At 66.9% G+C, this 21,325-nt stretch carries 18 protein-coding genes; 15 read left to right on the top strand and 3 right to left on the bottom strand.

What is annotated here, in order from left to right:
* The first annotated feature begins 64 nt into the window (after nucleotides 1-64).
* From mptB to BUC15_RS06105, 6 genes are read left to right on the top strand one after another with little or no spacing between them, the layout of a single operon-like run.
* A complete protein-coding gene (gene mptB, locus BUC15_RS06130) occupies nucleotides 65-1,507 on the top strand; it encodes a polyprenol phosphomannose-dependent alpha 1,6 mannosyltransferase MptB (RefSeq protein WP_073186647.1) in 1,443 nt (480 codons plus the stop codon).
* Nucleotides 1,508-1,542: 35 nt separating this feature from the next.
* Nucleotides 1,543-2,517 (top strand): ABC transporter ATP-binding protein, encoded by a 975-nt coding sequence (locus BUC15_RS06125; protein WP_084189402.1) that lies wholly within the window; start codon nucleotides 1,543-1,545, stop codon nucleotides 2,515-2,517.
* Nucleotides 2,517-3,398, top strand: a complete 882-nt coding sequence (locus BUC15_RS06120; RefSeq protein WP_073186646.1) for an ABC transporter permease subunit — start codon at nucleotides 2,517-2,519, stop codon at nucleotides 3,396-3,398. Before BUC15_RS06125 ends, BUC15_RS06120 begins: the two co-directional genes overlap by 1 nt.
* A 29-nt stretch (nucleotides 3,399-3,427) precedes the next feature.
* Nucleotides 3,428-4,840, top strand: a complete 1,413-nt coding sequence (gene thrC / locus BUC15_RS06115) for a threonine synthase (protein WP_073186645.1) — start codon at nucleotides 3,428-3,430, stop codon at nucleotides 4,838-4,840.
* A gap of 52 nt (nucleotides 4,841-4,892) precedes the next feature.
* Nucleotides 4,893-6,041 (top strand): hypothetical protein, encoded by a 1,149-nt coding sequence (locus tag BUC15_RS06110; RefSeq protein WP_139280111.1) that lies wholly within the window; start codon nucleotides 4,893-4,895, stop codon nucleotides 6,039-6,041.
* A 33-nt stretch (nucleotides 6,042-6,074) separates the two neighbouring features.
* Nucleotides 6,075-6,698: a DUF1707 SHOCT-like domain-containing protein gene (locus tag BUC15_RS06105; RefSeq protein WP_073186643.1), complete on the top strand. Its 624-nt coding sequence runs from the start codon at nucleotides 6,075-6,077 to the stop codon at nucleotides 6,696-6,698.
* A 12-nt stretch (nucleotides 6,699-6,710) separates the two neighbouring features.
* On the opposite strand, the gene BUC15_RS06100 is transcribed toward BUC15_RS06105, so the two are convergent.
* Nucleotides 6,711-7,427: a hypothetical protein gene (locus tag BUC15_RS06100; RefSeq protein WP_073186642.1), complete on the bottom strand. Its 717-nt coding sequence runs from the start codon at nucleotides 7,425-7,427 to the stop codon at nucleotides 6,711-6,713.
* Nucleotides 7,428-7,568: 141 nt separating this feature from the next.
* On the opposite strand from BUC15_RS06100, the gene dnaK reads away from it, so the two are divergent.
* The 6 genes from dnaK to BUC15_RS06070 all read left to right on the top strand — a co-directional run bounded on the left by dnaK (nucleotide 7,569) and on the right by BUC15_RS06070 (nucleotide 13,261).
* Nucleotides 7,569-9,419 carry a molecular chaperone DnaK gene (gene dnaK / locus BUC15_RS06095; RefSeq protein ID WP_073186641.1) on the top strand — a complete coding sequence of 617 codons (1,851 nt, stop codon included), beginning with the start codon at nucleotides 7,569-7,571 and terminating at the stop codon, nucleotides 9,417-9,419.
* On the top strand, nucleotides 9,416-9,973 hold the full coding sequence (grpE, locus tag BUC15_RS06090) for a nucleotide exchange factor GrpE (protein WP_425443334.1): 558 nt from the start codon (nucleotides 9,416-9,418) through the stop codon (nucleotides 9,971-9,973). The genes dnaK and grpE overlap by 4 nt, the downstream gene beginning before the upstream one ends.
* A gap of 32 nt (nucleotides 9,974-10,005) precedes the next feature.
* On the top strand, nucleotides 10,006-11,175 hold the full coding sequence (dnaJ, locus tag BUC15_RS06085) for a molecular chaperone DnaJ (RefSeq protein WP_073186640.1): 1,170 nt from the start codon (nucleotides 10,006-10,008) through the stop codon (nucleotides 11,173-11,175).
* A 5-nt stretch (nucleotides 11,176-11,180) separates the two neighbouring features.
* Nucleotides 11,181-11,606: a heat shock protein transcriptional repressor HspR gene (locus tag BUC15_RS06080; RefSeq protein WP_073186639.1), complete on the top strand. Its 426-nt coding sequence runs from the start codon at nucleotides 11,181-11,183 to the stop codon at nucleotides 11,604-11,606.
* A 53-nt stretch (nucleotides 11,607-11,659) separates the two neighbouring features.
* Entirely contained in the window at nucleotides 11,660-12,610 is a 951-nt protein-coding gene (locus BUC15_RS06075) for an L-lactate dehydrogenase (RefSeq protein ID WP_139280110.1), read from the top strand.
* Between the two features lie 159 nt (nucleotides 12,611-12,769).
* Entirely contained in the window at nucleotides 12,770-13,261 is a 492-nt protein-coding gene (locus BUC15_RS06070) for a hypothetical protein (RefSeq protein ID WP_073186637.1), read from the top strand.
* Between the two features lie 98 nt (nucleotides 13,262-13,359).
* Here the strand turns inward: BUC15_RS06070 and BUC15_RS06065 are convergent, their stop codons facing one another.
* Nucleotides 13,360-14,076 (bottom strand): NUDIX hydrolase, encoded by a 717-nt coding sequence (locus BUC15_RS06065; RefSeq protein WP_073186636.1) that lies wholly within the window; start codon nucleotides 14,074-14,076, stop codon nucleotides 13,360-13,362.
* Nucleotides 14,077-14,172: 96 nt separating this feature from the next.
* Between BUC15_RS06065 and BUC15_RS06060 the strand changes: the two genes are divergently transcribed.
* From BUC15_RS06060 to treS, 3 genes are all read left to right on the top strand, one after another.
* The gene (locus BUC15_RS06060) at nucleotides 14,173-15,177 is read left to right on the top strand and encodes an SPFH domain-containing protein (RefSeq protein WP_073186635.1); all 1,005 of its coding nucleotides are present in this window, start codon (nucleotides 14,173-14,175) and stop codon (nucleotides 15,175-15,177) included.
* 19 nt (nucleotides 15,178-15,196) lie between these two features.
* Complete coding sequence (locus tag BUC15_RS06055; protein ID WP_073186634.1) at nucleotides 15,197-16,069, top strand: NAD(+)/NADH kinase; 873 nt, start codon at nucleotides 15,197-15,199, stop codon at nucleotides 16,067-16,069.
* A 77-nt stretch (nucleotides 16,070-16,146) separates the two neighbouring features.
* The gene (gene treS, locus BUC15_RS06050) at nucleotides 16,147-18,444 is read left to right on the top strand and encodes a maltose alpha-D-glucosyltransferase (protein ID WP_073186633.1); all 2,298 of its coding nucleotides are present in this window, start codon (nucleotides 16,147-16,149) and stop codon (nucleotides 18,442-18,444) included.
* Between the two features lie 69 nt (nucleotides 18,445-18,513).
* Here treS and BUC15_RS06045 read toward each other — a convergent pair whose 3' ends face one another.
* Nucleotides 18,514-21,066 carry a glycogen/starch/alpha-glucan phosphorylase gene (locus BUC15_RS06045; protein ID WP_073186632.1) on the bottom strand — a complete coding sequence of 851 codons (2,553 nt, stop codon included), beginning with the start codon at nucleotides 21,064-21,066 and terminating at the stop codon, nucleotides 18,514-18,516.
* Nucleotides 21,067-21,325: the final 259 nt, after the last annotated feature.

Here is a 21,325-nt window from a genome sequence, read left to right as displayed (position 1 = left end):
GCATCACACGATCTCCCCATGCTGACGCTAGGCTGGCCACTCTGCGCCGAGAGATGGGATACGCGTGAAGCTGCCTTCCTGGGTCAGGACCGGCCACGGCGGGCAACCCGCCCGTCCCTGGTGTTGGGTGCTCGTCGGGTTGCTCGCGGTGGTGCTGATCATCGCCGGCCTCACGGCCGACCTTCACGGTTTCCTTGAGGTGCGCGCCAGTTGGTGGCGGCCCCTGATCACGCTGCCGGCAGTCTGCATGCTGCTGCTGGCGTGGTGGCAACTCGGGCCGAGATGGAAGCATCCGGTGCTCACGGCGACCCTGTGGTCCCTGCCGATGTTGTTCGCCCTGCCCATGCATTCGAGGGACGCCTACGCCTACGCCGCGACCGGATGGCAGGTGGCCCATGGGCTCAACCCATACGTGACGCCGCTGGGCGACGCCGATCTTCCCGGGCTCCTGGTCGGGGTGCACTGGTTCACGACGACCTCGGTGTACCCGTCGCTCTCGCTCGAGCTTTTCGGGGCGATCGCTCGGATGACCGGCGGTGACCTGTATTGGACGCTTGTCGCGCTGCGGCTCCCGAGCCTCCTGGCCCTGGCCGTTCTGGCACTCGTGCTGCCCGCTCTCGCCCGCAGGTTCGGGCTCGACCCCAGGCTGGTCTTGTGGGCCGGCCTCCTCAACCCGATCATGCTGATCCAGTTGGTCGGTGGTGTACACAACGACGCGCTCATGGTCGCGCTCGGCGTCGCTGCGTTCCTGGCCGTGACGGATCTCGGCTGGAAGGGCTGGCGGGGGCTCCTGGTGGCAGGTGTCCTGCTCGGCACCGCGATGGGAATCAAACAGTCGGCCGCCCTTTACGGCCTCGGGGTCGTCGCGGTCGCCTGGGGGCTTCGGATCCGACAGGGCAACGGCTGGCCGCGACTGATCGCGACCGCCGCGGTGCCCGGTGCGGTCACCGTCGGCACCTTCCTGCTCCTGTCGCTGCCCCGGGGGCTCGGCTGGCGCAACCCGACGGCCGGTAACCCGATCGAGGCGACCAGCAACGCCCCGCTGTCTTGGGTGGCCTCTTTCCTCCGCTACCACCATGTGTTCTCGTTCCCGGTGGCCAACGCGGTCGTCACCACAATCTCTACCATCCTGATCGTCGCGGTGATCCTGGTCGTGTGGATCCGGTTCGGGCCCCGCGGCTCTGGAATCGGCCAGCCGTGGCTGTTCGCGATCGCTGTTCTGGTGGCCTTCAACGTCGCCGGCCCCGCCCTGCAACCCTGGTACCTGACCTGGGTTATCCCGTTGTATGCGTTCGCGCGCGGCCGGGCCGCCCTGAACCGGGTGTGGCTGGTGGTGGTGGCGGCGTTTGCGCTGCTCGCAACGCTGCAGGATGTGCTGCCCCCCTACTGGTCGATGTTCATCGTCGGGGTCCCACTGTGGCTCTGCTGGCGGGCGATGGCACGGCGCGGTTACGACCCGCTGCCGACGTCCGACCCGGAGGCCGACCCGTTTCGGACCAAGGTGTGATGTCAGGCGCGACGACGCAGGCTAGCCTTGCGGGCATGTCGAGCCTCCCCTGGCACCAGCGCCCCGGCGGTTGGGCGATCCAGGCTGAGGGGCTCGTCAAGCGGTACTCCGGGCGTGCGGTGTTGCGCGGGCTGAACCTGCACGTGCCGCGCGGTGGGGTCCACGGGCTCCTTGGCCCGAACGGGTCGGGCAAGACGACCTCGATCCGCATCCTGCTCGGCCTGGTGCGCGCCGACGGCGGTGAGGCGAACATCCTGGGGGAACCCGTGCCTCGGAACCTCCCGCGGGTGATCGGCCGTGTCGGGGCCATCGTCGAGTCGCCCAGGTTCTCCCCACGGATGTCGGGCAGGAACAACCTCGTCGTCCTGGCCGAGTCAATCGGGGCGCCGCCGCGGCGCGTCAGTGAGGTGCTGCTCGAGGTCGGGCTGGACGGTGACGCGGAGCGACATTTCACCACCTACTCGCTGGGCATGAAGCAACGCCTGGCGATCGCCGCGACCCTGCTCAAACAGCCCGAGGTGCTGATCTTCGACGAACCGACCAACGGGCTCGACCCCGTCGGGATCCACGACATCCGCACCACGATGCGGGGGCTGGCCGATTCGGGCCGAACGGTCCTGGTGTCGTCGCACATCCTGTCGGAGATCGAGCAGATCGCCGACTCGGTGTCGATCGTCGCGGATGGGAGAGTCGTCGCGGAGGGTGGGATCGACGAGTTCCTCCTCGAAAGTGCCCCGCATGTGCGGATTCGCCTCGACAGGGCGCTGGAGGCGACCGACCTGCTCCGGAGCGACGGCTGGCGTGTCGAGGCCGACGAATCCGGGCTGCGCGTCTCGAGCCGCGACGGTCGCATCCCGGACGCCGCAGGGATCGCCGAGACGCTGGGAAGGGTCGGCCTCTGGCCCCGGGAACTCGTGACGGAGAAGCGCAGCCTCGAACAGGTCTTCCTGCACCTCACCTCCGGGGCAGACCTGTCAGCCACCCAAGGTCGACGGGGGCGGATGCGGTGATGTTCGCCAACCTGATGCGCAGCGAACTCTCACGGTTGCGATACCGCCGCCGGGCCTGGGGCAGCCTGATCCTCATGATGCTCGTCGGGCTCGTGTTGCCCTCGTTCTGGGTTGGCAGTATCCGGGAACCAACGCCCCGGGAACAGCTCCTGACCGAGGTCGACTTCGCCCGCATGCTCGCGGTCGGCGAGTGCCAGGGGTGCACCCTTGCGGACGTGCAGGGCTGGTGGAGCTTCGGGCGCGCGGTGCGCGACGGGATCGGGGGGAGCACGATCTTCCTCGCACTGATCGCTTTCATGGTGGTGGTCGCCTACGTCGTGTCCGACTTCTCCTCTGGGGCCATGGCCACGCAACTCACCTTCACCCCGCGCCGGAGCGCGGTGCTCGTCGCCCGCACCCTGGCCTGCGGTGTGCTCGGGGCTCTGCTGATGCTGGCCGGGGTCATCGCGACGACCACGGTCACGATCACCGGGTTCCTCGCCCTCAACGGGCTGGAATCGATCGGGACGGCGCCGGGCCTGCTCGACGTGGTGAGCGGTGCCGTCGTCTACGGGGCGTTCCTGGGGATCATCGCCGCGCTCGTGGCATTCATCATCCCCAGCGCGCCGCTGGCGATGGCCACCACGACGGGGGTGCTCATCGTCAACGCCTTCGTCGACTGGTCAGGGATCGACCACCTCCCGTCGTGGGCGTTCCACCTACTGCCCATCCACGCCGGGCAAGCCATGCTGCTGGGCAACGTCGTCGTGACCGACCCCTATGTGGGGGAGGTCACGACGGTGATCAGCCGCGGGCAGTCGATCGTCTACCACCTCTTCGTGGTGATTGCGCTCTTCGCTGTGGCAGCGGTCCTGTTCCAGCGACGCGACGTGAAGGGATGAGTCGGCGCCCGACCGCCTAGACTCCAGCCATGCGTTACGTCTCCACCCGATCCGCCGCGCCCGGAAAGTCGTTCAGCGACATCCTGCTGGAGGGGCTGTCTTCCGACGGTGGTCTCTACGTGCCCGAGACCTATCCCTCGGTCGACGCTGAAACCCTCGAGCGGTGGCGCACACTCCTCGCGGAGGACGGCTACGCCGCGCTCGCGTTCGAGGTGCTCCGACTCTTCATCGACGACATCGCAGACGCCGACCTACGGGGGATCGTGCAGCGGGCCTATGAGCCCGGGAAGTTCATCGACCCGGCGGTCGTGCCCGTCACCCGCCTCTCCGACGGGCTCTGGCTCGCACACCTGAGCAACGGGCCTTCGGCCGCGTTCAAAGACATGGCGATGCAGCTGCTCGGCGAACTGTTCGCCTTCGAACTGCAACGCCGGGACCAGACGATCACCATCCTCGGCGCCACCAGCGGCGACACGGGTTCGGCCGCCGAGTACGCGCTCGGTGGAAAGCCTGGCGTGAAGGTGTTCATGCTGTCGCCGCTCGGAAGGATGACGCCGTTCCAGCAGGCTCAGATGTTCAGCATCGAGGACCCGGCGATCATCAACATCGCGGTGGACGGGGTGTTCGACGACTGCCAGGACATCGTCAAGGAACTCAACGCCGACGCCGAGTTCAAAGCCAGGCACCGGCTCGGGGCCGTCAACTCGATCAACTGGGCGCGCCTGATGGCGCAGGTCGTCTACTACTTCGCGGCGTGGCTGCAGGTCTCCGACGGCGGGCCCGTCAGCTTCGCCGTCCCTTCCGGCAACTTCGGCAACATCGCGGCAGGCCACGTGGCCCGCGAGATGGGGCTCCCGATCGACCGGCTGATCCTTGCCACCAACGAGAACAACGTGCTGGAGGAGTTCTTCCGCACCGGGCGGTACAGGGTGCGTGGCTCGGCCGAGACCCTTGCCACCAGTTCGCCGTCGATGGACATCTCGAAGGCGTCCAACTTCGAACGCTTCGTCTTCGACCTGCACGGACGTGCCCCGCAACGGGTCGCAGAGCTGTTCGGGAAGCGGCTCCCCGACGAGGGCGAGTTCGATCTGGGCGCCACTGCCGAGTTTGACGGGCTGGCCGATCGGTTCGGCTTCGTCGCAGGCACCTCGACGCATGCGGACCGGCTCGCCGAGATCAGGCACGTGTTCGAGGCAGACGGCATCGTCATCGACCCGCACACGGCCGACGCCGTGCATGTCGCCCGCCGATCGGGAGTCGACGGGCCCATCGTGGTGTTGGAGACGGCGCTGCCCGTCAAGTTCTCGGAGACCATCGTCGAGGCGATCGGCGTCGTGCCGCCCGTCCCGGACCGGTTCCGAGGTATTGAAGACCTGCCCCGTCACGTCGTCGAGGTAGCGGGCAACGCCGAGGCTGTCCGCAAAGTGATCGAGAGCCACTGACCCGCCGTATTGTCAGGTGCGGGGTGTGAGATCATGCCGATGGGGGTAAACGATGACCTGTAAGACATGTGGGCGGCCAACGGACGGCTCAGCGCTCTGCGTCGATTGCCTGCGCAGACAGCAGAGCGTTGGTGACGACCCCTACGCCGTGCTTTCGACGCCGCCGGCGCAGGGACGCTCGGTCGATCCGTACCTGATGACCGAGAGCTGGTCACCGCAGTCCGCCCCGCCCCCGCCACCGGTGCGGCGCACCAACTGGACCGCGGCGGCGGTCATCGGCGGTGTGGCACTGGTGTTGGCGGGCCTCGGCGTCTGGTACATCGTCGGCACGGGTTCCGGTGACTCGGCTGCGGTGCCGGTAACCACGCCGCCACCGTCCGAGACGGCGATGGAGACGCCTCAGCCGGTGGAAACCTCGACCGTGTTCGTGACGGTTGAGCCGACCTCCGGCGCGACCTCGGCGGTCGCGCGGCCTCCCAGCGCCGAGGGCCTGAACGAGGAAACCGCCGTCGCCGCGCTCAACCGGTACCTGAGTGTCGTCGCCGGCGACCCTGACGCAGGCTGGGAGTACCTGACACCCCGCCGCCAGGCCGTCGAGGATTGGGCCTCCTTCTCGGAGTTCTGGGCCTCCGTGAGCTCTGCGAGCGTCACGGGCTGCCGGTTCGACAGCGTCCTCGGCACCCTCAACTGCGACCTGACCACGGTCGATCCGGCGGGCAAGGTCGCCACCTCCGAGTCGAGATTCTGGCTTACCGAAGACAACGGCACCGTCAGGATCGACGTCGCTGGCGGTGGGGGAGCCGATCAGGTGCAGGCGGAGGACAGGCTGGAGGCCTACCGCAGGCAATGGCTCCCGTTGACCTATGACGAGCGCTGGGTCGCCGAACTCTCGGCCAAACGGCCTGGGATCTCCGACCCGCTTCAGGTTGCGGCCAACGGGACACACGTCTTCTACTTCACCGACATCCTCGCGATGCACGAGGACCTGGCGGCGAGATTCCCGGATGTGCCGGTCATGATGCTGCGGCGCGAGGACTGGGGCAAACAGGGCAGGGATCTGTGGCACAGCGTCGCCGATCCCGGTGGGCTGTATTCACGAGAGGATGCGGAGGCCTGGTGTGCGGCAATGTTCCCCGAATTGTCGGGGGATGTCCTGCTCAACCAGTGCACCCCCAGGAAGGTGACGGCGCCGCACAGCTGATCGCCCTGCCGGGAGCCTGGTAGCGTCGGGGTCATGAGCGAGGCAGACCTTCCAGAACGCCGTCTGAGGGCCAGCGACGCCGAACGGGATCAGTATCTGACCATCCTTCAGCAGGGTTACGAGTCGGGTCGGCTGGACCTGAACGAGATGAAGGACCGTCAAGAGCAGGTCCTGCGCGCCCGGTACCTCGACCAACTGCCAGACGTCGTGGCCGACCTCCCGGAGGGGCGTGGGTTGGCGCCGCTCGGGGTCTCGGCCGACAACTGGCAGGATCTCCCCGCCCAGAGGGAAGGGCGTGCCGCCGTCCCGGAGACGGCCCCGCCCGACGCCGGGTTCAGCGTGTCGATCATGTCCGGGCGCGATGTCCGGGTCGAGTCCGGCACACGCAAGCTGCGCAACTTCGCCTGGTGGGGCGGCAACAACTACGACCTGAGCGACGCCATGGGGCCCGGCCGGATCGTCGAACTCACGCTGGATGCCGTCATGGCGGGCAGCGACATCTTCGTGCCGGAGGGGGTCCGGGTGATCGACCAGTCGCTGGCGATCATGGCGGGTAACGAAATCAACCGGGAGGCGATGGGCGACGGGTCGAATGGGACGCTCGTGCTCAAGGGTTTTCTGTGGTGGGCCGGCAACGAGGTGAAGCTCGCGAAGTAGGGGGGGGCGCGCTCAGTAGTCGAGAAGCAGCGGCAGCTGCATCCGCTGCGCCTGGCGGGTCAGCTCGAGAAACACCGCGAGCCCGAAGACGACCCACCCGTCCCGGAACCCTTTCGGGTCCTGATCGGCGGAATCCGGATCGGGCCCACCCGTCAGCAGCGCCTCGGTCAAGGCCGCCCCGTCGATGCCCAGGCGTTCTCGCAGGTGGTCCAACTCGCGCTCCAGCAGGTCGAGCGTGGCCATCGCGACCGTCTCGCCGTCGACGGTGGTGCCAGTGAAGGTCGCCGACACCCCCGGCGCCGGAAGCCACCATTCGGCTCCGCCGATCAGGCTGGGGTAGAGGTCGCTGCCGGCCGCTTTCACAGCCTCGACGGCGGTGCTGGAGGCGAACTCCTGCGGGGTGTCGGACGGATCGGCCAGGTCCGGCCGCTCCAGGTGGGCCGCCAGCAGCACCAACGCCCCGTAGCCGAGCCAGTGTGGCTGGTCGGTGGCATAGGGGGCGTTCGCCCGGTCGGCCCACAGGTCCTTGAGCCCGAGCGCCTCCCCGAGCGCGGACTGCCACGCAGCCACCGCCTCCTCCAGGTCGGCCGGATCGCCGGGCGATTCCGGTGCCTCGGGGCGCGCGGTTGAGAATTGGATGCCTTCGGCGCGGGCCGCCTGCGCGACGACGCTGTGCCAGTCGCCGAGGTAGTAGCGGCTCAACGATCCGACGTAGATGTCCAGGCCCATGCGCCAATCGTAGCCGCCGCAGAGGTTGAGTCCAGGCGACTCAAGATCGAACTTGAGTCTGGTTGACTCATGTGCTTAACTTGAGTCAGCCCCGCTCAAGGGATCAGACAGAAACTTCCACTCCAGAAGGAGAAAACACACATGGCTCGTGCAGTAGGCATCGACCTGGGCACCACCAACTCGGTTGTCGCCGTCCTTGAAGGCGGCGAGCCCACCGTCATCCCGAACGCGGAGGGTGCGCGGACGACCCCCTCGGTCGTCGCATTCACGCAGTCGGGTGAGGTTCTCGTCGGCGAGGTCGCCAAGCGTCAGGCGGTCACCAACACCGACCGCACCATCCGCTCCGTCAAGCGTCACATGGGGACCAACTGGAAGGTCGACATCGACGCCAAGGAATACCACCCCCAGCAGGTCTCCGCATTCGTGCTGCAGAAGCTGAAGCGTGACGCTGAGGCGTACCTCGGTGAGTCCGTCACCAACGCCGTCATCACGGTTCCCGCCTACTTCGGCGATGCCGAACGCCAGGCGACCAAGGAGGCGGGCGAGATCGCCGGCTTGACGGTCGACCGCATCATCAACGAACCCACCGCGGCCGCTCTGGCCTACGGCCTGGACAAGGCCGACAAGGAGCAGACGGTGCTCGTGTTCGACCTCGGTGGCGGCACCTTCGACGTCTCGCTGCTCGACATCGCCGACGGCGTGTTCGAAGTCAAGGCGACCAAGGGCGACAACCGCCTCGGCGGCGACGACTGGGACGCTGTCGTGGTCGACTGGCTCGTCACGCAGTTCAAGAACAAGTTCGGGATCGATCTGTCCAAGGACAAGATGGCCCGCCAGCGCCTGCAGGAGGCTGCAGAGCGCGCCAAGATCGAACTCAGCTCCGCGTCCGAGACCTCGGTCAACCTGCCCTACATCACCGCCTCGGCCGAAGGCCCGCTTCACCTCGACGAGAAGCTGACCCGCGCCGAGTTCCAGCGCATGACCCAGCCGCTGCTCGACCGTTGCCGCGCGCCGTTCAACGCGGTCATCTCCGACGCCAAGACCTCGGTCGACAAGATCGACACCGTCCTTCTGGTCGGTGGCTCGACCCGTATGCCGGCCGTCGCCGACCTCGTCAAGGAACTCACCGGTGGCAAGGAGCCCAACAAGGGCGTCAACCCGGACGAGGTCGTCGCCCTCGGAGCCTCGCTGCAGGCCGGCGTGCTCAAGGGTGAGGTCAAGGACGTCCTACTGCTCGACGTCACCCCGCTGAGCCTCGGTATCGAGACCAAGGGCGGCGTGATGACCAAGATCATCGAGCGCAACACCACCATCCCGACCAAGCGGTCCGAGGTGTTCACCACTGCCGAGGACAACCAGCCCTCCGTGATGATCCAGGTGTACCAGGGCGAGCGCGAGTTCGCCCGCGACAACAAGTCGCTCGGCAACTTCGAGCTCACCGGCATTCTGCCCGCACCCCGCTCTGTTCCGCAGATCGAGGTCACCTTCGACATCGACGCCAACGGCATCGTCCACGTCGCGGCGAAGGACCTTGCAACGAGCAAGGAGCAGTCGATGACCGTGACCGGCGGCTCCGCCCTCGGTAAGGACGACATCGACCGCATGGTCAAGGAGGCCGAGGCTCACGCAGAGGAGGATCGCCAGCGTCGCGAGGCGGTCGACATGCGCAATGAGGGCGACGCCCTGGTGTTCCGCACCGAGAAGCTCCTCGCCGAGCACGCCGAGACGATCGGTGAGGACATCAAGGCCCCGGTGGTGGAAGCCACTGAGAAGCTGAAGGAGGCGCTGAAGGGCGAGGACAACGACGTGGTCAAGGCCGCGATCGACGACCTGAACACCAAGGCCGCGTCCATGGGGCAGGCCATCTATGCCGCGGCGCAGGCCAAGGCGCAGGAGTCGGCTCCGGCCGAGGGCCAGGAATCCAGGGGCGCCTCGGGTGACGACGACGTCGTCGACGCGGAGATCGTCGATGAGGAAAAGGAAGACAAGTGACCGATTCGCACATGGATGCGGACCGCGTAGCTCAGGGTGAGGGCGCCGAAGCGGCGCCCTCACCCGAGGGTGTTGAGGCCGAGCCCGCGACTGCCGAAGGGGCTGAGCCTGAGGCCTTCTCCGATCGGGAAGGCGAGCTTGAGACTCTCGTCGCAGAGCGCACCGCCGATCTGCAGCGGCTGCAGGCCGAATACGTCAACTACAAGAGGCGGGTCGACCGCGACCGTGACCTGTCCCGACAGCTCGGTGTCGAGTCCGTGTTGACCGACTTCATGCCGGTGCTGGATTCGATTTCCCTCGCGCGGCAGCACGGCGACATCGACGGTGGGTTCAGGCTCGTAGCCGACGAGTTGGAGAAGGTCACGCTCAAGTATGGCCTCGTCGCGTTCGGTGAGGTCGGCGAGGTGTTCGACCCGGTGCTGCATGAGGCGCTTATGGCCTTGCCGCTCGACCTTCCGGTCGAGGTGACCACCATTTCGCAGGTGATGCAGCAGGGCTACCAGCTGAGGGGTCGGGTCATCCGACCGGCACGCGTCGCTGTTGCGAACCCCTGAAAACCCGATTCCTTGAAAGGAGATGAGCGGGAGTGAGTACGAAGGACTGGCTCGAAAAGGACTACTACAAGATTCTCGGCGTCTCCAAGAGCGCTTCGTCCGACGAGATCAAGAAGGCGTTCCGTAAGATCGCGCGCGCCAACCACCCAGACCAGAACCCGGGTGACAAGGCGGCCGAGGCGCGCTTCAAGGAGGCTTCGGAGGCCAACGCCGTGCTCAGCGATGCTGACAAGCGCAAGGAGTACGACGAGGCCAGGAGCCTGTTCGGTGGCGGTTTCAAGTTCAACCGTGGCGCCCAGCCCGGCGGTGGTGGGGCCGGGTTCGAGGACCTGTTCCGCAACGCCAGCGCGAATGCGGGCGGCGCCGGAGGGCTCGGCGACATCTTCGGCGGGCTGTTCCAAGGGGGCGGAACCACCACCTCAAGCAGACGCACCACCCAGCGTGGCCCACGTCGGGGCGCGGATGTCGAAGGTGAGGCGAAGATCAGCTTCGAGCAGGCCGCCGAGGGCGCCACGATTTCATTGCGCACCGTCTCCGACGAGCCGTGCAGCGCGTGCCGTGGTACCGGTGCGAAGGCCGGAACCCTGCCCCGCGTCTGCCCGACCTGTGAAGGCTCCGGCATGCACACCACGCAGTCGGGCGGCGTCTTCTCGATGAGTGAGCCGTGTGTCGAGTGTCTCGGTCGCGGCCTGCTGGTCGACGATCCCTGCCCGGTCTGCGAAGGCTCAGGGCGGGGCAAGTCTTCCAACACCATGCAGGTCCGTATCCCGGCCGGGGTGCAGGACGGGCAACGGATCCGGCTCAAGGGGAAGGGCGCGGCAGGTGAGAACGGCGGCGCTTCAGGCGACCTGTACGTCCTGGTACACGTCGCGCCGCACAAGCTCTTCGGACGGAGTGGCACGAACCTGACCCTCGACGTGCCGGTTACGTTCGCCGAGGCGTCGCTGGGGGCGGAGATCGAGATCCCGACCCTGAACGGGCCGCGGGTCAAGCTGCGGATCCCGGCCTCGACCCCCAACGGCCGCACCATGAGGGTCCGCGGCAAGGGCGTCCGAAAGGGCGACGGGACCATGGGAGACCTATTGGTCACAATCAAGGTCGAGGTTCCCGAGGACCTCAGCGAAGACGCGAAGGCGGCGCTCAAGGAGTATGCCGCCAAGGCACACGAAGCAAACCCGCGCATCGCGTTGTTCGGCGGGTGAAGGCGATGAGCCAGCACCTGCAGCCATTCGATCCCGACGCGGCCGTGTTTCCCGTTTCGGTGGCCGCCTCGCTGGCAGACATGCACGCGCAGACCCTGCGTGGCTACGACAGACTCGGGCTGGTCGTCCCTCAGCGGGCGGCCGGGCGGGGCCGTCGATACTCCCTGCGTGACATCGCGAGGCTCCGCCATGTGCAGAGCCTCTCGCAGCAGGGCATCAATCTCGAAGGGGTCAGCCGGATCCTTGCGCTGGAGGCGGAGGTCGACCAGTTGAACCAGCAGGTCGACCGGCTCGCTGAGGTGGTGCGCAGGCTTCAGACGGACGAGGCCACCTCGCGGGTTTTCACCGCAGAGGTCTCCGGGGCCGTCCAAGCAGGCCGTTTCCAGACCCGCACCTTGCGTGCACTTCCCGCGTCCCCCGAAGTCACCTGAGAGTGACCTGGCGGGGGTCAGGTAACGGAGAGAACTAGGAGCAGGAAATCAACGTGAAGAATCGAACCGGAACGAAGTTGTCCATCGTCGGAGCCGGGGCGGTGGGCACCTCGCTCGCCTACGCGGCACTCATCCGCGGAGCGGCATCGGAAGTGGCCCTCCAGGACATCAACGCCAAGAAGGTACATGCAGAAGCGCTCGACCTGGCTCACGGTAGCCAGTTCCTGCCCCCGGCGAAGATCGACGGGTCCGACGACGTCGCTGTCACCGCAGACTCGGACATCGTCGTGATCGCGGCCGGCGCAAAGCAGAAGCCGGGCGAGACCCGGATGGACCTGGCCGACAAGACCGTCTCGTTGATGAAGTCGATCGTGCCGCCGCTGGTCGAGCAGTCACCCGAGGCGGTCTTTCTGCTCGTGACCAATCCGGTAGACGTCGTAACCCAGGCCGTCGTCAAGATCTCCGGGCTGCCGGACGGGCAGGTTTTCGGGTCCGGCACCGTGCTCGACTCCTCACGGCTGCGTTACCTGGTGGCGCAGGAATGCGACATCGCCATGAGCAACGTACACGCCTACATGTGCGGTGAGCACGGCGACTCTGAGCTTCCCCTGTGGAGCACCTCGACCATCGGCGGTATTCCCCTGGCCGACTGGGAGAAGCAGACCGGCCAGCTGAGCACGGCGCGTCGGCAGGAGATCGCCGAGCGGGTCGTCGGGGCCGCCTACGAAGTCATCGACGGGAAGGGCGCCACGAACTACGCCATCGGGCTTGCCGGTACCCGGATCATCCAGTCGATCCTGCGCAACGAGCACGCGATCCTGCCTGTCTCGTCAATGCTGCACGACTGGCACGGCATCTCGGGGGTGTGCATGTCGGTGCCGCAGATCATCGGCCGCGCCGGCGTCGTCAAGGCGTTGGAGCTTCCGGTGTCGGACGAGGAACTGCGCGGCCTGCGGGCCAGCGCCGAACACATCAGGTCGGTCGCAGCCGAGCTCGGCTTCTGACCCCCGGCCTTCGACGGGATTGACAACCTGGGCCGGGCCCGGCAACGAGGCGGCGTCGTAAGGGTCCGGCCAGGGTGTTTCCAGGGGCCTGACCCTACTGCCCGGGCGTCGTTGTGGGCAGACTGGAAGGAACGACAAACGTGGGAGGAGTGCCAAGAAATGAGTGAGCACGAGCAGGACGTCGCGCCCGAGCGGGTGGAGGCGTTCATCGACGCCGAGGCACAGCACGAGGCCTTCGTCGATGCGGACGACACCCAGCAGGGCGATGAACGCTCCGAACTCGACACGCTACACCTCGACCTCGACGCCGCGAAGCTTGGCGAGGCGATCGCCAAGGCCGCAACCGACACCGCATACGCGACCGTCGGCCTGGTCGGCGTTCTGAGCGACCGGGTCAAGGAGTACTACGAGGAGCAGAAGAAGCGCTACGCAGACCAGCACCCCGAGATGGAGGAGGAGCCGAATGCGACGCACCTCTTCTCCCAGTTCGGGGAACAGCTCGACCGGTTCGTCGGGGATGTCGGGCGCACCTTCCAGGACCTGGTCGAACGGGGCCGGGCAGAGGCGAAGGCCGACGATGCCGACGAGGGTGAGGCCGCTGACCCCGGCGAAGCCACTGAAGCCGATGCGGTGGAGGACAAGACCGAATAGGCGTTGCCCGAGTTGGCGCCAATGGACGCCGGGGCGGCGGAACCCAACACGTCGCCCCGGCGTTTTCGCATGCCCGGACGGCGGTCTGTGACGTTGTTTCAGGATTGATCGGTGGAACCTTGCGGGGCCGTGAGGCCAGTCGTGGCCCGTGTGATCGGCGGATTCAGCAAGTCGAGGGTGCCCCGCCGGTAGAGGCGTGCCGGGCGGCCGCCGTCGACGTTGCTCGCCTGGCTGGTTGGCTCCAGAAAGCCGGGGGCGTGCGTCACCTTGCGGTGGAAATTCCGGGGGTCGATCGGGGCACCCCACACGGCCTCGTACACCGCCCGCAACTGGCCGACGGTGAACTCCGGAGGGCAGAACGCCGCAGCCAGCGGTGAATACTCCAGCTTCGCGCGCGCACGTTCGACACCGTCGGCGAGGATCTGCGCGTGATCGAACGCGAGCGGTAGCCCGCCTTCCATGAAGTCCGTGACGGGGCGCCAAGCGGCGTCGGAGGCATCAGTCCCGGCCGAGGGATCGGACGAGGAGGGCAGCAGCGCCAGCCAGGCGATCGTCACCGTGCGGCCGCGGGGGTCGCGCCCGGGGGCACCGTAGGAGGCCAACTGCTCCAGGTGAACCCCTTCGCGCAGGTTGGTCTCCTCCTCCAACTCGCGGTAGGCGGCCGCGGGCAGGTCCTCGTCGGCTGCGACGTAGCCGCCGGGCAGGGCCCAACTGCCCTCGAACGGTGGGTACTTCCGCTTGACCACGAGGGCGTTGAGGCTGCCGTCCAGAATGGTGAGCACGACCAGGTCGACCGTGACGAAGAACTCCTGCATGGGCCCCACCCTACCGCCCTTATCGTCAGGTTGACACGCGACCCTTCTAATAGTTATCGTCATGCCAACGATAAACAAGTTCTGAGGAGAACCAAGATGGCGACGATCACCCGATTCCCCCTCGTCCGGCACCTGCGCGGTACCGCCACGACGCACATCGAATGCCTGGCCAACGGTCGCCGACGCGAGGCCGGGGTCGGTGCCACCTTCTGGTTCCGGCCCATGACGGCCGCCATCAGCGAGATTCCGATCGATGATCGCGAACAGGAGGCGCTGGTGCGGGTCCGCACGTCGGACCTCCAGGAGGTGACGGCGCCCGCGACCATCACCTACCGCTTCGCGGCGCCCGCGCAGGCCGCCGCCCGCGTCGACTTTTCCATCGACCTTGGCAACGGGACCTGGCTGGAGAACCCGCTCGAGACGGTGGGTGCCATGATCAACGGGGCCGCCACCGCCGCCGTCACAGCGACATTGACGGGTCTGTCGCTGCGCGAGGTGCTGACGCTTGACGCCTCGAACCTTGCAACCCACACGCTCGCGGGGCTTCGCGGCGACGAGCGGCTGGTCGCGATCGGCGTCGAGGTGATCGGCATCCGGTTCTCGCTGCTGAGGCCCGAACCCGAGGTCGAGCGGGCGCTCCAGATGCCTGCGCGCGAGCAGGTGCAGCAGGAGGCCGACAAGGCGACGTTCGAGCGTCGGGCGCTTGCCGTCGAGAGGGAGGCGGCGATCGGTGAGAACGAGTTGGCCAATCAGATCGAGTTGGCCAGGCGGCAGGAGCAACTGATCGCGCAGAAGGGTGCCAACTCCAAGCGGGAGGCGGAGGACGCGGCGAAGGCCGATGAGGTGCGCGTGCATGCCGAAGCAGGGCGGTCGGCGACCCTCGCCAAGGCGAAGGCGGAAGCCACCCGGGTCCTCGGTGCAGCGGAGGCGGAGGCTGAGGCGGCCAAGCTGGCGGCCTATCAGGAGGCGGGCCGCGACGTCCTCATCGGCCTTGCCCTGCGTGAACTGGCTGCCAACCTGCCTCAGGTCGACCAGTTGGTGTTGACCCCGGATCTGTTGACCGGGATGCTGGGCAGGCTGACCGGCGCTCAGCAGGACTGACGGCGAAGGAAGACGCAAGATGACAAGCCCGAGAGCGGTGGTGGTCCACCGAACGACCGAGTACGAGGAACTGCTTGCGCGCCATGGCACCCGCGGCCAGGCGGCGTTCTTCCTGGCAGGCCGGGGCCGCGGCCTCGACGACCTTGAGGCCGCGCGGAGCGCCCAGGAGGAGGCCCGCTCCGTGGTGGCTGCCGCCATCCCCGCGGACTGGCGGCGTGCCGAGGTGGAGCGGGCAGACCTCGCCCGCTTCGTGTTCGGCCCTGAGGATGTGGTCGTGGTGGTCGGCCAGGACGGGCTCGTCGCCAACGTCGCCAAGTACCTGGACGGTCAGGTCGTGGTCGGCATCAACCCAGGACGACACGCCGGTGTCCTCGTCCCGCACCGCCCTTCGGAGTGTGCCCGGCTGCTGGCGAGCATCGGTAGGGCCCCTACCATGCAGCGCACCATGGTGATCATCCGCACCGACGACGGCCAGGAATTGACGGCGCTCAATGAGATCTACGTCGGGCAGCCGACCCATCAGTCGGCCCGCTACCGAATCGAGGTCGACGGCCGGACGGAGCGACAATCGTCGTCTGGGCTGATCGTCGGGACCGGGACGGGATCGACCGGGTGGTGCGCCTCGCTTCAGCGCGGCACGGAGCCCTCGCTTCCGCTCCCTGGGGCCGGTGACCCGGAACTCGTCTGGTTTGTGCGGGAGGCCTGGCCCTCACCCTCGACAGGGGTCTCGTTGGCCTGGGGTGGGCTTGCAGATGGGGCGGAGCTCGCGTTGGTCGTCGAGTCGGACACCCTGGTGGCGTTCGGCGATGGGATCGAGAGCGACCGGCTGACCCTCGGCTGGGGGCAGCGCGTGACGATTGCGCGCGCCGACAGGATGCTCCGCACGCTCTGATCTCTCTCGTGGGGTAGCCACGGCTCGTGCGCGCACGCAATAGGCTGGGGTTCCACCCGCACAGGAAGGATTCGGCGTTGACCGATCCCATCGAGGAGCACGAGCCGCACACCGACACGATCCCGATCCCGGCACCCGGTGTCGCAGAGGCGCACCCGGCGGTGGCGGACGCCGTCGACCAGGAGATCAACTTCGACGAGGCGTTCTACCCCGCACGCCCGCGGGCGCTGCGCCCCCGTGCGCGCCGCCACCTCTCTTTCACGGGAACGCTGGCGACCCCCTTCGAACCCGTGGGGACGAACGGGGCCTATGTCGAATGGCTCGTCAACCACTCGATGCTGGGTGACGCGAAGACCTTGGCAAGGCAACTCTCCGGGCAGCCGGAGATGTGGGGGAGGGCCTATGCCAGCCCTCATCCCCGCGGCGCCATCGACACCGCATCGGTCTGGTTCACAGCCTATCCGCTGTCCCAGATCACGGGAGAGGGGGAATCCTTCCTCCGGGCGCTCGGGGCCGACGACCTGTGGGACGCGTTCGCGCGGGTGGGCATCCGAGCCATCCACACCGGCCCCGTGAAACTCGCGGGCGGCGTTTCCGGTTGGACGCGCACCCCGTCGATCGACGGCCACTTCGACCGGATCTCCATGACGATCGATCCGATGTTCGGCTCCGAGGACGACTACCGTGCGATGCAGGCGACCGCCTCGTCGCGCGGCGGCACCATCATCGACGATCTGATCCCGGCGCACACCGGTAAGGGATCTGACTTCCGGCTCGCGGAGATGAACTACCGTGATTATCCCGGGATCTACCACATGGTCGACATCCCCAGACACGCCTGGCACCTCCTCCCGGATGTTCCCGATGGGCGCGATTCGGTCAACCTCAGCGCCGAGGATGAGCGGAGGCTGAAGGACGCCGGCTACATCATCGGCGAGCTGCAGCGCGTCATCTTCTATGAACCGGGGGTCAAGGAGACCAACTGGTCGGCTACGGCCGAGGTGCTCGACACCGGAGGCGAACCGCACCGCTGGGTCTATCTGCACTACTTCAAGGACGGGCAGCCTTCCATCAACTGGCTGGACCCGACCTTCGCCGGGATGCGGCTCGTGATGGGTGATGCGCTGCACGCCCTGACCGACCTGGGTGCGGGCGGGTTACGGCTCGACGCGAACGGCTTCCTCGGGGTGGAGCGTGCGAGCGAGGATGACGAGGGGGGCGTCGCCTGGTCTGAGGGGCATCCGCTGTCCGTGGCCGCGAACCAGCTGATCGGCTCTATGGTGCGCAAGGTCGGCGGATTCACGTTCCAGGAGCTGAACCTGTCGATGGACGCGATCCGTGCCACGTCTGTCACGGGCCCCGACCTGTCGTACGACTTCGTGACGCGACCCGCGTATCAGCATGCGCTGGCCACCGGCGACACGGGCTTTCTCCGGTTGGCGCTACGGGAAGGACTGAAGATCGGCGTCAACCAGGGCGCCCTGGTGCACGCCCTTCAGAACCACGATGAGCTCACCTATGAACTGGTGCACTTCGCGACGACGCACCGGGCCGACATCTACCGGCTCGGTGACGTGGAGTACACGGGCGCCGACCTGGCGGATAAGATCCGCGACGACCTTCGCCGTCGGATCACGGGCCCGGCCGCTCCGTACAACGCGGTGTTCACCCAGAATGGCATCGCCTCGACCACCGCGTCGGTGATCACCGCGAGCCTGGGGATCAGCGACCTGTCGACCATCGACGACGACGACGTCGCGCGGATCCGCGACGCCCACCTGTTGCTCGCCGGGTACAACGCACTCCAGCCAGGGGTGTTCGCGCTGTCCGGCTGGGATCTGATCGGGGCGCTCCCGGTGGACCGCGATGAGGTTGCAGACCTGATCTCCACCGGGGACACTCGCTGGATCGAGCGCGGCGCATTCGACCTGATGGGTCACAACCCCGACGCGAACCGCTCGGCCTCGGGGCTGCCGAAGGCGCGCTCCCTCTACGGGACGCTGCCCCAGCAGTTGGGCGATCCGGGGTCGTTCGCGAGCCGGTTGGCGTCGATGCTGCACCTGCGCGCCGCGCACGGGATCGCCACCGGAACGCTGCTGGAGGTGCCCGAGCCTGACGATCCGGCCATGTTGATCATGGTCAACCGGCTGGCGGTCGGTGCCCTTCAGCTCTGTGTGTTCAACTTCGCCGAGAGGGAGGCCTCCACCGTGGTGTGCAGCCGGGAGCTGAGGTTCGGCGACGAGGTCTTCGATCTGGGCACGTCTCAGCGGGTGGCCGTGGCGGAACCGCTCGGCAGCCATGTGGCCGAGGGACAGGCCGGTTTCAGGGTCACCCTTGGCCCGTTCGGCCTCCAGGCGCTGATCGTGCGCGACTGAGCCTGGAGCATGAAGACGAGACGGGCCGCCACCCTGGGGTGACGGCCCGTCCCTTTCTGAGGCTCCGGGTCAGAGCATCGGCGAGGTGTGCCAGATCCGCTGCAGGTAGTCGCGCATCGAGCGGTCGGACGAGAAGTAGCCCGTCCTGGCCACGTTTAGGATCGCGGAACGGGTCCATGCGTCCTGATCGGCGTAGCGCTGCTCGACGAGGGCCTGGGTGTCGACATAGGACTGGAAGTCCGCCAGGGCCATGAACCGGTCCTGGTGCAGCAGGTTGAAGACGACCGAGTCGAAGGCGTGCGGGTCACCGTCGGAGAAGTGACCAGACAGGATCAGGTCGAGCGTGGCCCGCAGTTGCGGGTTCGACTCGTAGTACGCGCCGGGGTGGTAGCCCTTGGCTCCGAGTTCGGTTACCGCAGGCTCATCCATGCCGAAGAGGAAGAAGTGCTTGTCTCCGACGAGTTGGCGGATCTCGACGTTGGCGCCGTCGTCCGTGCCGATGGTGAGCGCGCCATTGAGGGCGAACTTCATGTTTCCGGTTCCCGAGGCCTCCATACCCGCCAACGAGATCTGCTCGGACAGGTCCGCGGCCGGGATCAGCTTCTCAGCGAGGGTGACGTTGTAATTGGCAGGGAACGCGACCTTCAGCCGTCCCTCGACCTCGGGGGCCGAGTTGACCTTCATCGCGACCTTGTTGATCAGGTGGATGGTGTCCTTGGCCATCCGGTACCCGGGGGCCGCCTTTGCGCCGAAGACGACGGTGCGAGGCGTCAGGGCGGAGGCCGGGAGCTTCCCGGAGAGCACCTGCTCGTAGAGGGAGACGATGTGCAACAGCTTCAGCGACTGGCGCTTGTACTCGTGCAGCCGCTTGACCATCACGTCGAGGAGGTGGCCATCTGGCAGATCGATGTCGTCTCGGGTCTTCAGCAGGGCGGTCAGGCGCTGCTTGTTGGAAGCCTTGACGGCGGCGAAGGAAGCCTTGAACTCGGGGTCGTCCGCGTAGGGCTCCAATTCCTTCAAACGCTCGAGGTTGGTCAGCCAGCCTGGGCCGATCGCGTCGGTGATCAGGTCCGAGAGCTTGGGGTTGGCCAGCTTGACGAACCGGCGCGGGGTCACCCCGTTGGTCACATTCGTGAACTTGTCGGGCCACAACTCGGAGAAGTCGGGGAGCACCTTGTCCCGGAGCAGTTGGGAGTGGAGGGCGGCGACGCCGTTGACCTTGCCGGCCGCCACGGTGGCAAGGTAGGCCATCCGAACGCCCCTTTCGGGGTACTCGGAGATGATCGACATCCTGCGGGTGCGGAGGCCGTCGCCCGGGAAGGTCTTGTCCACTTCTGCGAGGAACTGGTCGTTGATCCGGTAGACGATCTCAAGGTGGCGGGGCAGCAGCCTCCCGAGCAACTCCGTTGACCACACCTCAAGTGCCTCGGGTAGGAGGGTGTGGCAGGTGTAGTTGAAGCACTTGCTGGTGACCTCCCAGGCCTCATCCCAGGAGAAGCCGCGCACATCGATGAGCAGCCGCATCAGCTCGGGCACCGCGATCACGGGGTGGGTGTCATTTAGCTGGTAGGTGATCCGATCCGCCAGGTTGTGCAGATCGAAGCCTTCCTCGAGCTCGTTGTCGATGAAGTCGCGCAGCGAACAGGCGACGAAGAAGTACTGCTGCTGGAGCCGCAGTTCCTTGCCCTGAGGCGTCGAATCCTCGGGGTAGAGCACCTTCGAGATGTTCTCGGCGAACGTCTGGGCACGGACGGCCTGAGCGTAGTCGCCGGCGTTGAAGATCTGCAGATCGAACGCCTTGGTGGCCTGCGCCGACCAGAGGCGGAGCGTGTTCACCCGACCGTTGAGGTAGCCGGGGACCATGTAGTTGTACGGGACGCCCAGCACGTTCCAGGACGGCACCCACCTGGTGCGCTCCTCGCCGTCCGCGTCGACGTACCTCTCGGTGTGGCCACCGAAGTCGACCTGAACCGAGGCTTCGGGGTGGGGGAACTCCCACGGCGAACCCAGCGCCAGCCAGGTGTCGGTCTCCTCGACCTGACGGCCATCGACGAAGGTCTGGCGGAAGATGCCGTACTCGTAGCGGATGCCGTAACCGATGCAGGGGACATCCATCGTTGCGAGCGAATCGATGAAGCAGGCCGCGAGGCGCCCAAGGCCGCCGTTGCCGAGCCCGGGCTCCACCTCCTGATTGCGCAACGTCACCAGGTCGAGGCCGCACAGCGCCAAGCCCTTCTCGGCGATCTCGTTGAGGTCGGTGGCCAGGAGGGCGTTTCCGAGTTGGCGACCGAGCAGGTACTCGGCCGACAGGTACCCGATCGTCTTGGCCTTTGCCTCACGCGTCCTGCGGCTGGTTTCCAGCCAGCGCGCCATCAGGTAGTTCCTGACGGTGCTGGCCAGGGCCAGGTACTGGTCGTTGGCGCTGGACCGGGAGAGTGCCACGCCCTGGTTCGTGTTGAGTTCGTGGAGGAACTCACGCACGAAACCGTCGACCGAGTGCGCCGGCATGCCGACGGGGGCGGTGGCCAACGGGTGGGTCGGGGTGGACGTCGGGCCAAGTGTGCGGTGACCGCTGACCTCGTCGATCGGGTCGTTCCCCGGGATCTGATTAAGCTCTTGCATGGGACCAATCTAATTGGCACGATCCAAGCTGGTCCACACCGACACCCGAACTTGGACGCTCAAGACGCTCAGGTGGCCAAAGTTGGCGACAGATTGTTATCTATCGGCTACTTGTCGGCAGTATTTCGTCTACCTGAAGTGCAACCGGCGCCGCGGGCCAGGCGTAGAGATGGGTAAGAAGCCTCCCGCGGGCGGAGCCTGATCGCCCCGACCGCGACCCCTGGAGGCCACCTGCTCCAAATAGTTACGGAGGAAGCAT

It is taken from the genome of Tessaracoccus bendigoensis DSM 12906, from assembly GCF_900141915.1.
Taxonomy (GTDB): Bacteria; Actinomycetota; Actinomycetes; order Propionibacteriales; family Propionibacteriaceae; genus Arachnia; species Arachnia bendigoensis.
This window is presented reverse-complemented; position numbering and strand designations above follow the sequence as displayed.

Bases quoted from the DNA above. Each gene is read 5' to 3' on its own strand.
- BUC15_RS06125 (WP_084189402.1), top strand. From the start codon at position 1,543: ATGTCGAGCCTCCCCTGGCACCAGCGCCCCGGCGGTTGGGCGATCCAG.
- BUC15_RS06120 (WP_073186646.1), top strand. From the start codon at position 2,517: ATGTTCGCCAACCTGATGCGCAGCGAACTCTCACGGTTGCGATACCGC.
- thrC (WP_073186645.1), top strand. From the start codon at position 3,428: ATGCGTTACGTCTCCACCCGATCCGCCGCGCCCGGAAAGTCGTTCAGC.
- BUC15_RS06110 (WP_139280111.1), top strand. From the start codon at position 4,893: ATGACCTGTAAGACATGTGGGCGGCCAACGGACGGCTCAGCGCTCTGC.
- BUC15_RS06105 (WP_073186643.1), top strand. From the start codon at position 6,075: ATGAGCGAGGCAGACCTTCCAGAACGCCGTCTGAGGGCCAGCGACGCC.
- BUC15_RS06100 (WP_073186642.1), bottom strand. From the start codon at position 7,427: ATGGGCCTGGACATCTACGTCGGATCGTTGAGCCGCTACTACCTCGGC.
- dnaK (WP_073186641.1), top strand. From the start codon at position 7,569: ATGGCTCGTGCAGTAGGCATCGACCTGGGCACCACCAACTCGGTTGTC.
- BUC15_RS06080 (WP_073186639.1), top strand. From the start codon at position 11,181: ATGAGCCAGCACCTGCAGCCATTCGATCCCGACGCGGCCGTGTTTCCC.
- BUC15_RS06070 (WP_073186637.1), top strand. From the start codon at position 12,770: ATGAGTGAGCACGAGCAGGACGTCGCGCCCGAGCGGGTGGAGGCGTTC.
- BUC15_RS06065 (WP_073186636.1), bottom strand. From the start codon at position 14,076: ATGCAGGAGTTCTTCGTCACGGTCGACCTGGTCGTGCTCACCATTCTG.
- BUC15_RS06060 (WP_073186635.1), top strand. From the start codon at position 14,173: ATGGCGACGATCACCCGATTCCCCCTCGTCCGGCACCTGCGCGGTACC.
- BUC15_RS06055 (WP_073186634.1), top strand. From the start codon at position 15,197: ATGACAAGCCCGAGAGCGGTGGTGGTCCACCGAACGACCGAGTACGAG.
- BUC15_RS06045 (WP_073186632.1), bottom strand. From the start codon at position 21,066: ATGCAAGAGCTTAATCAGATCCCGGGGAACGACCCGATCGACGAGGTC.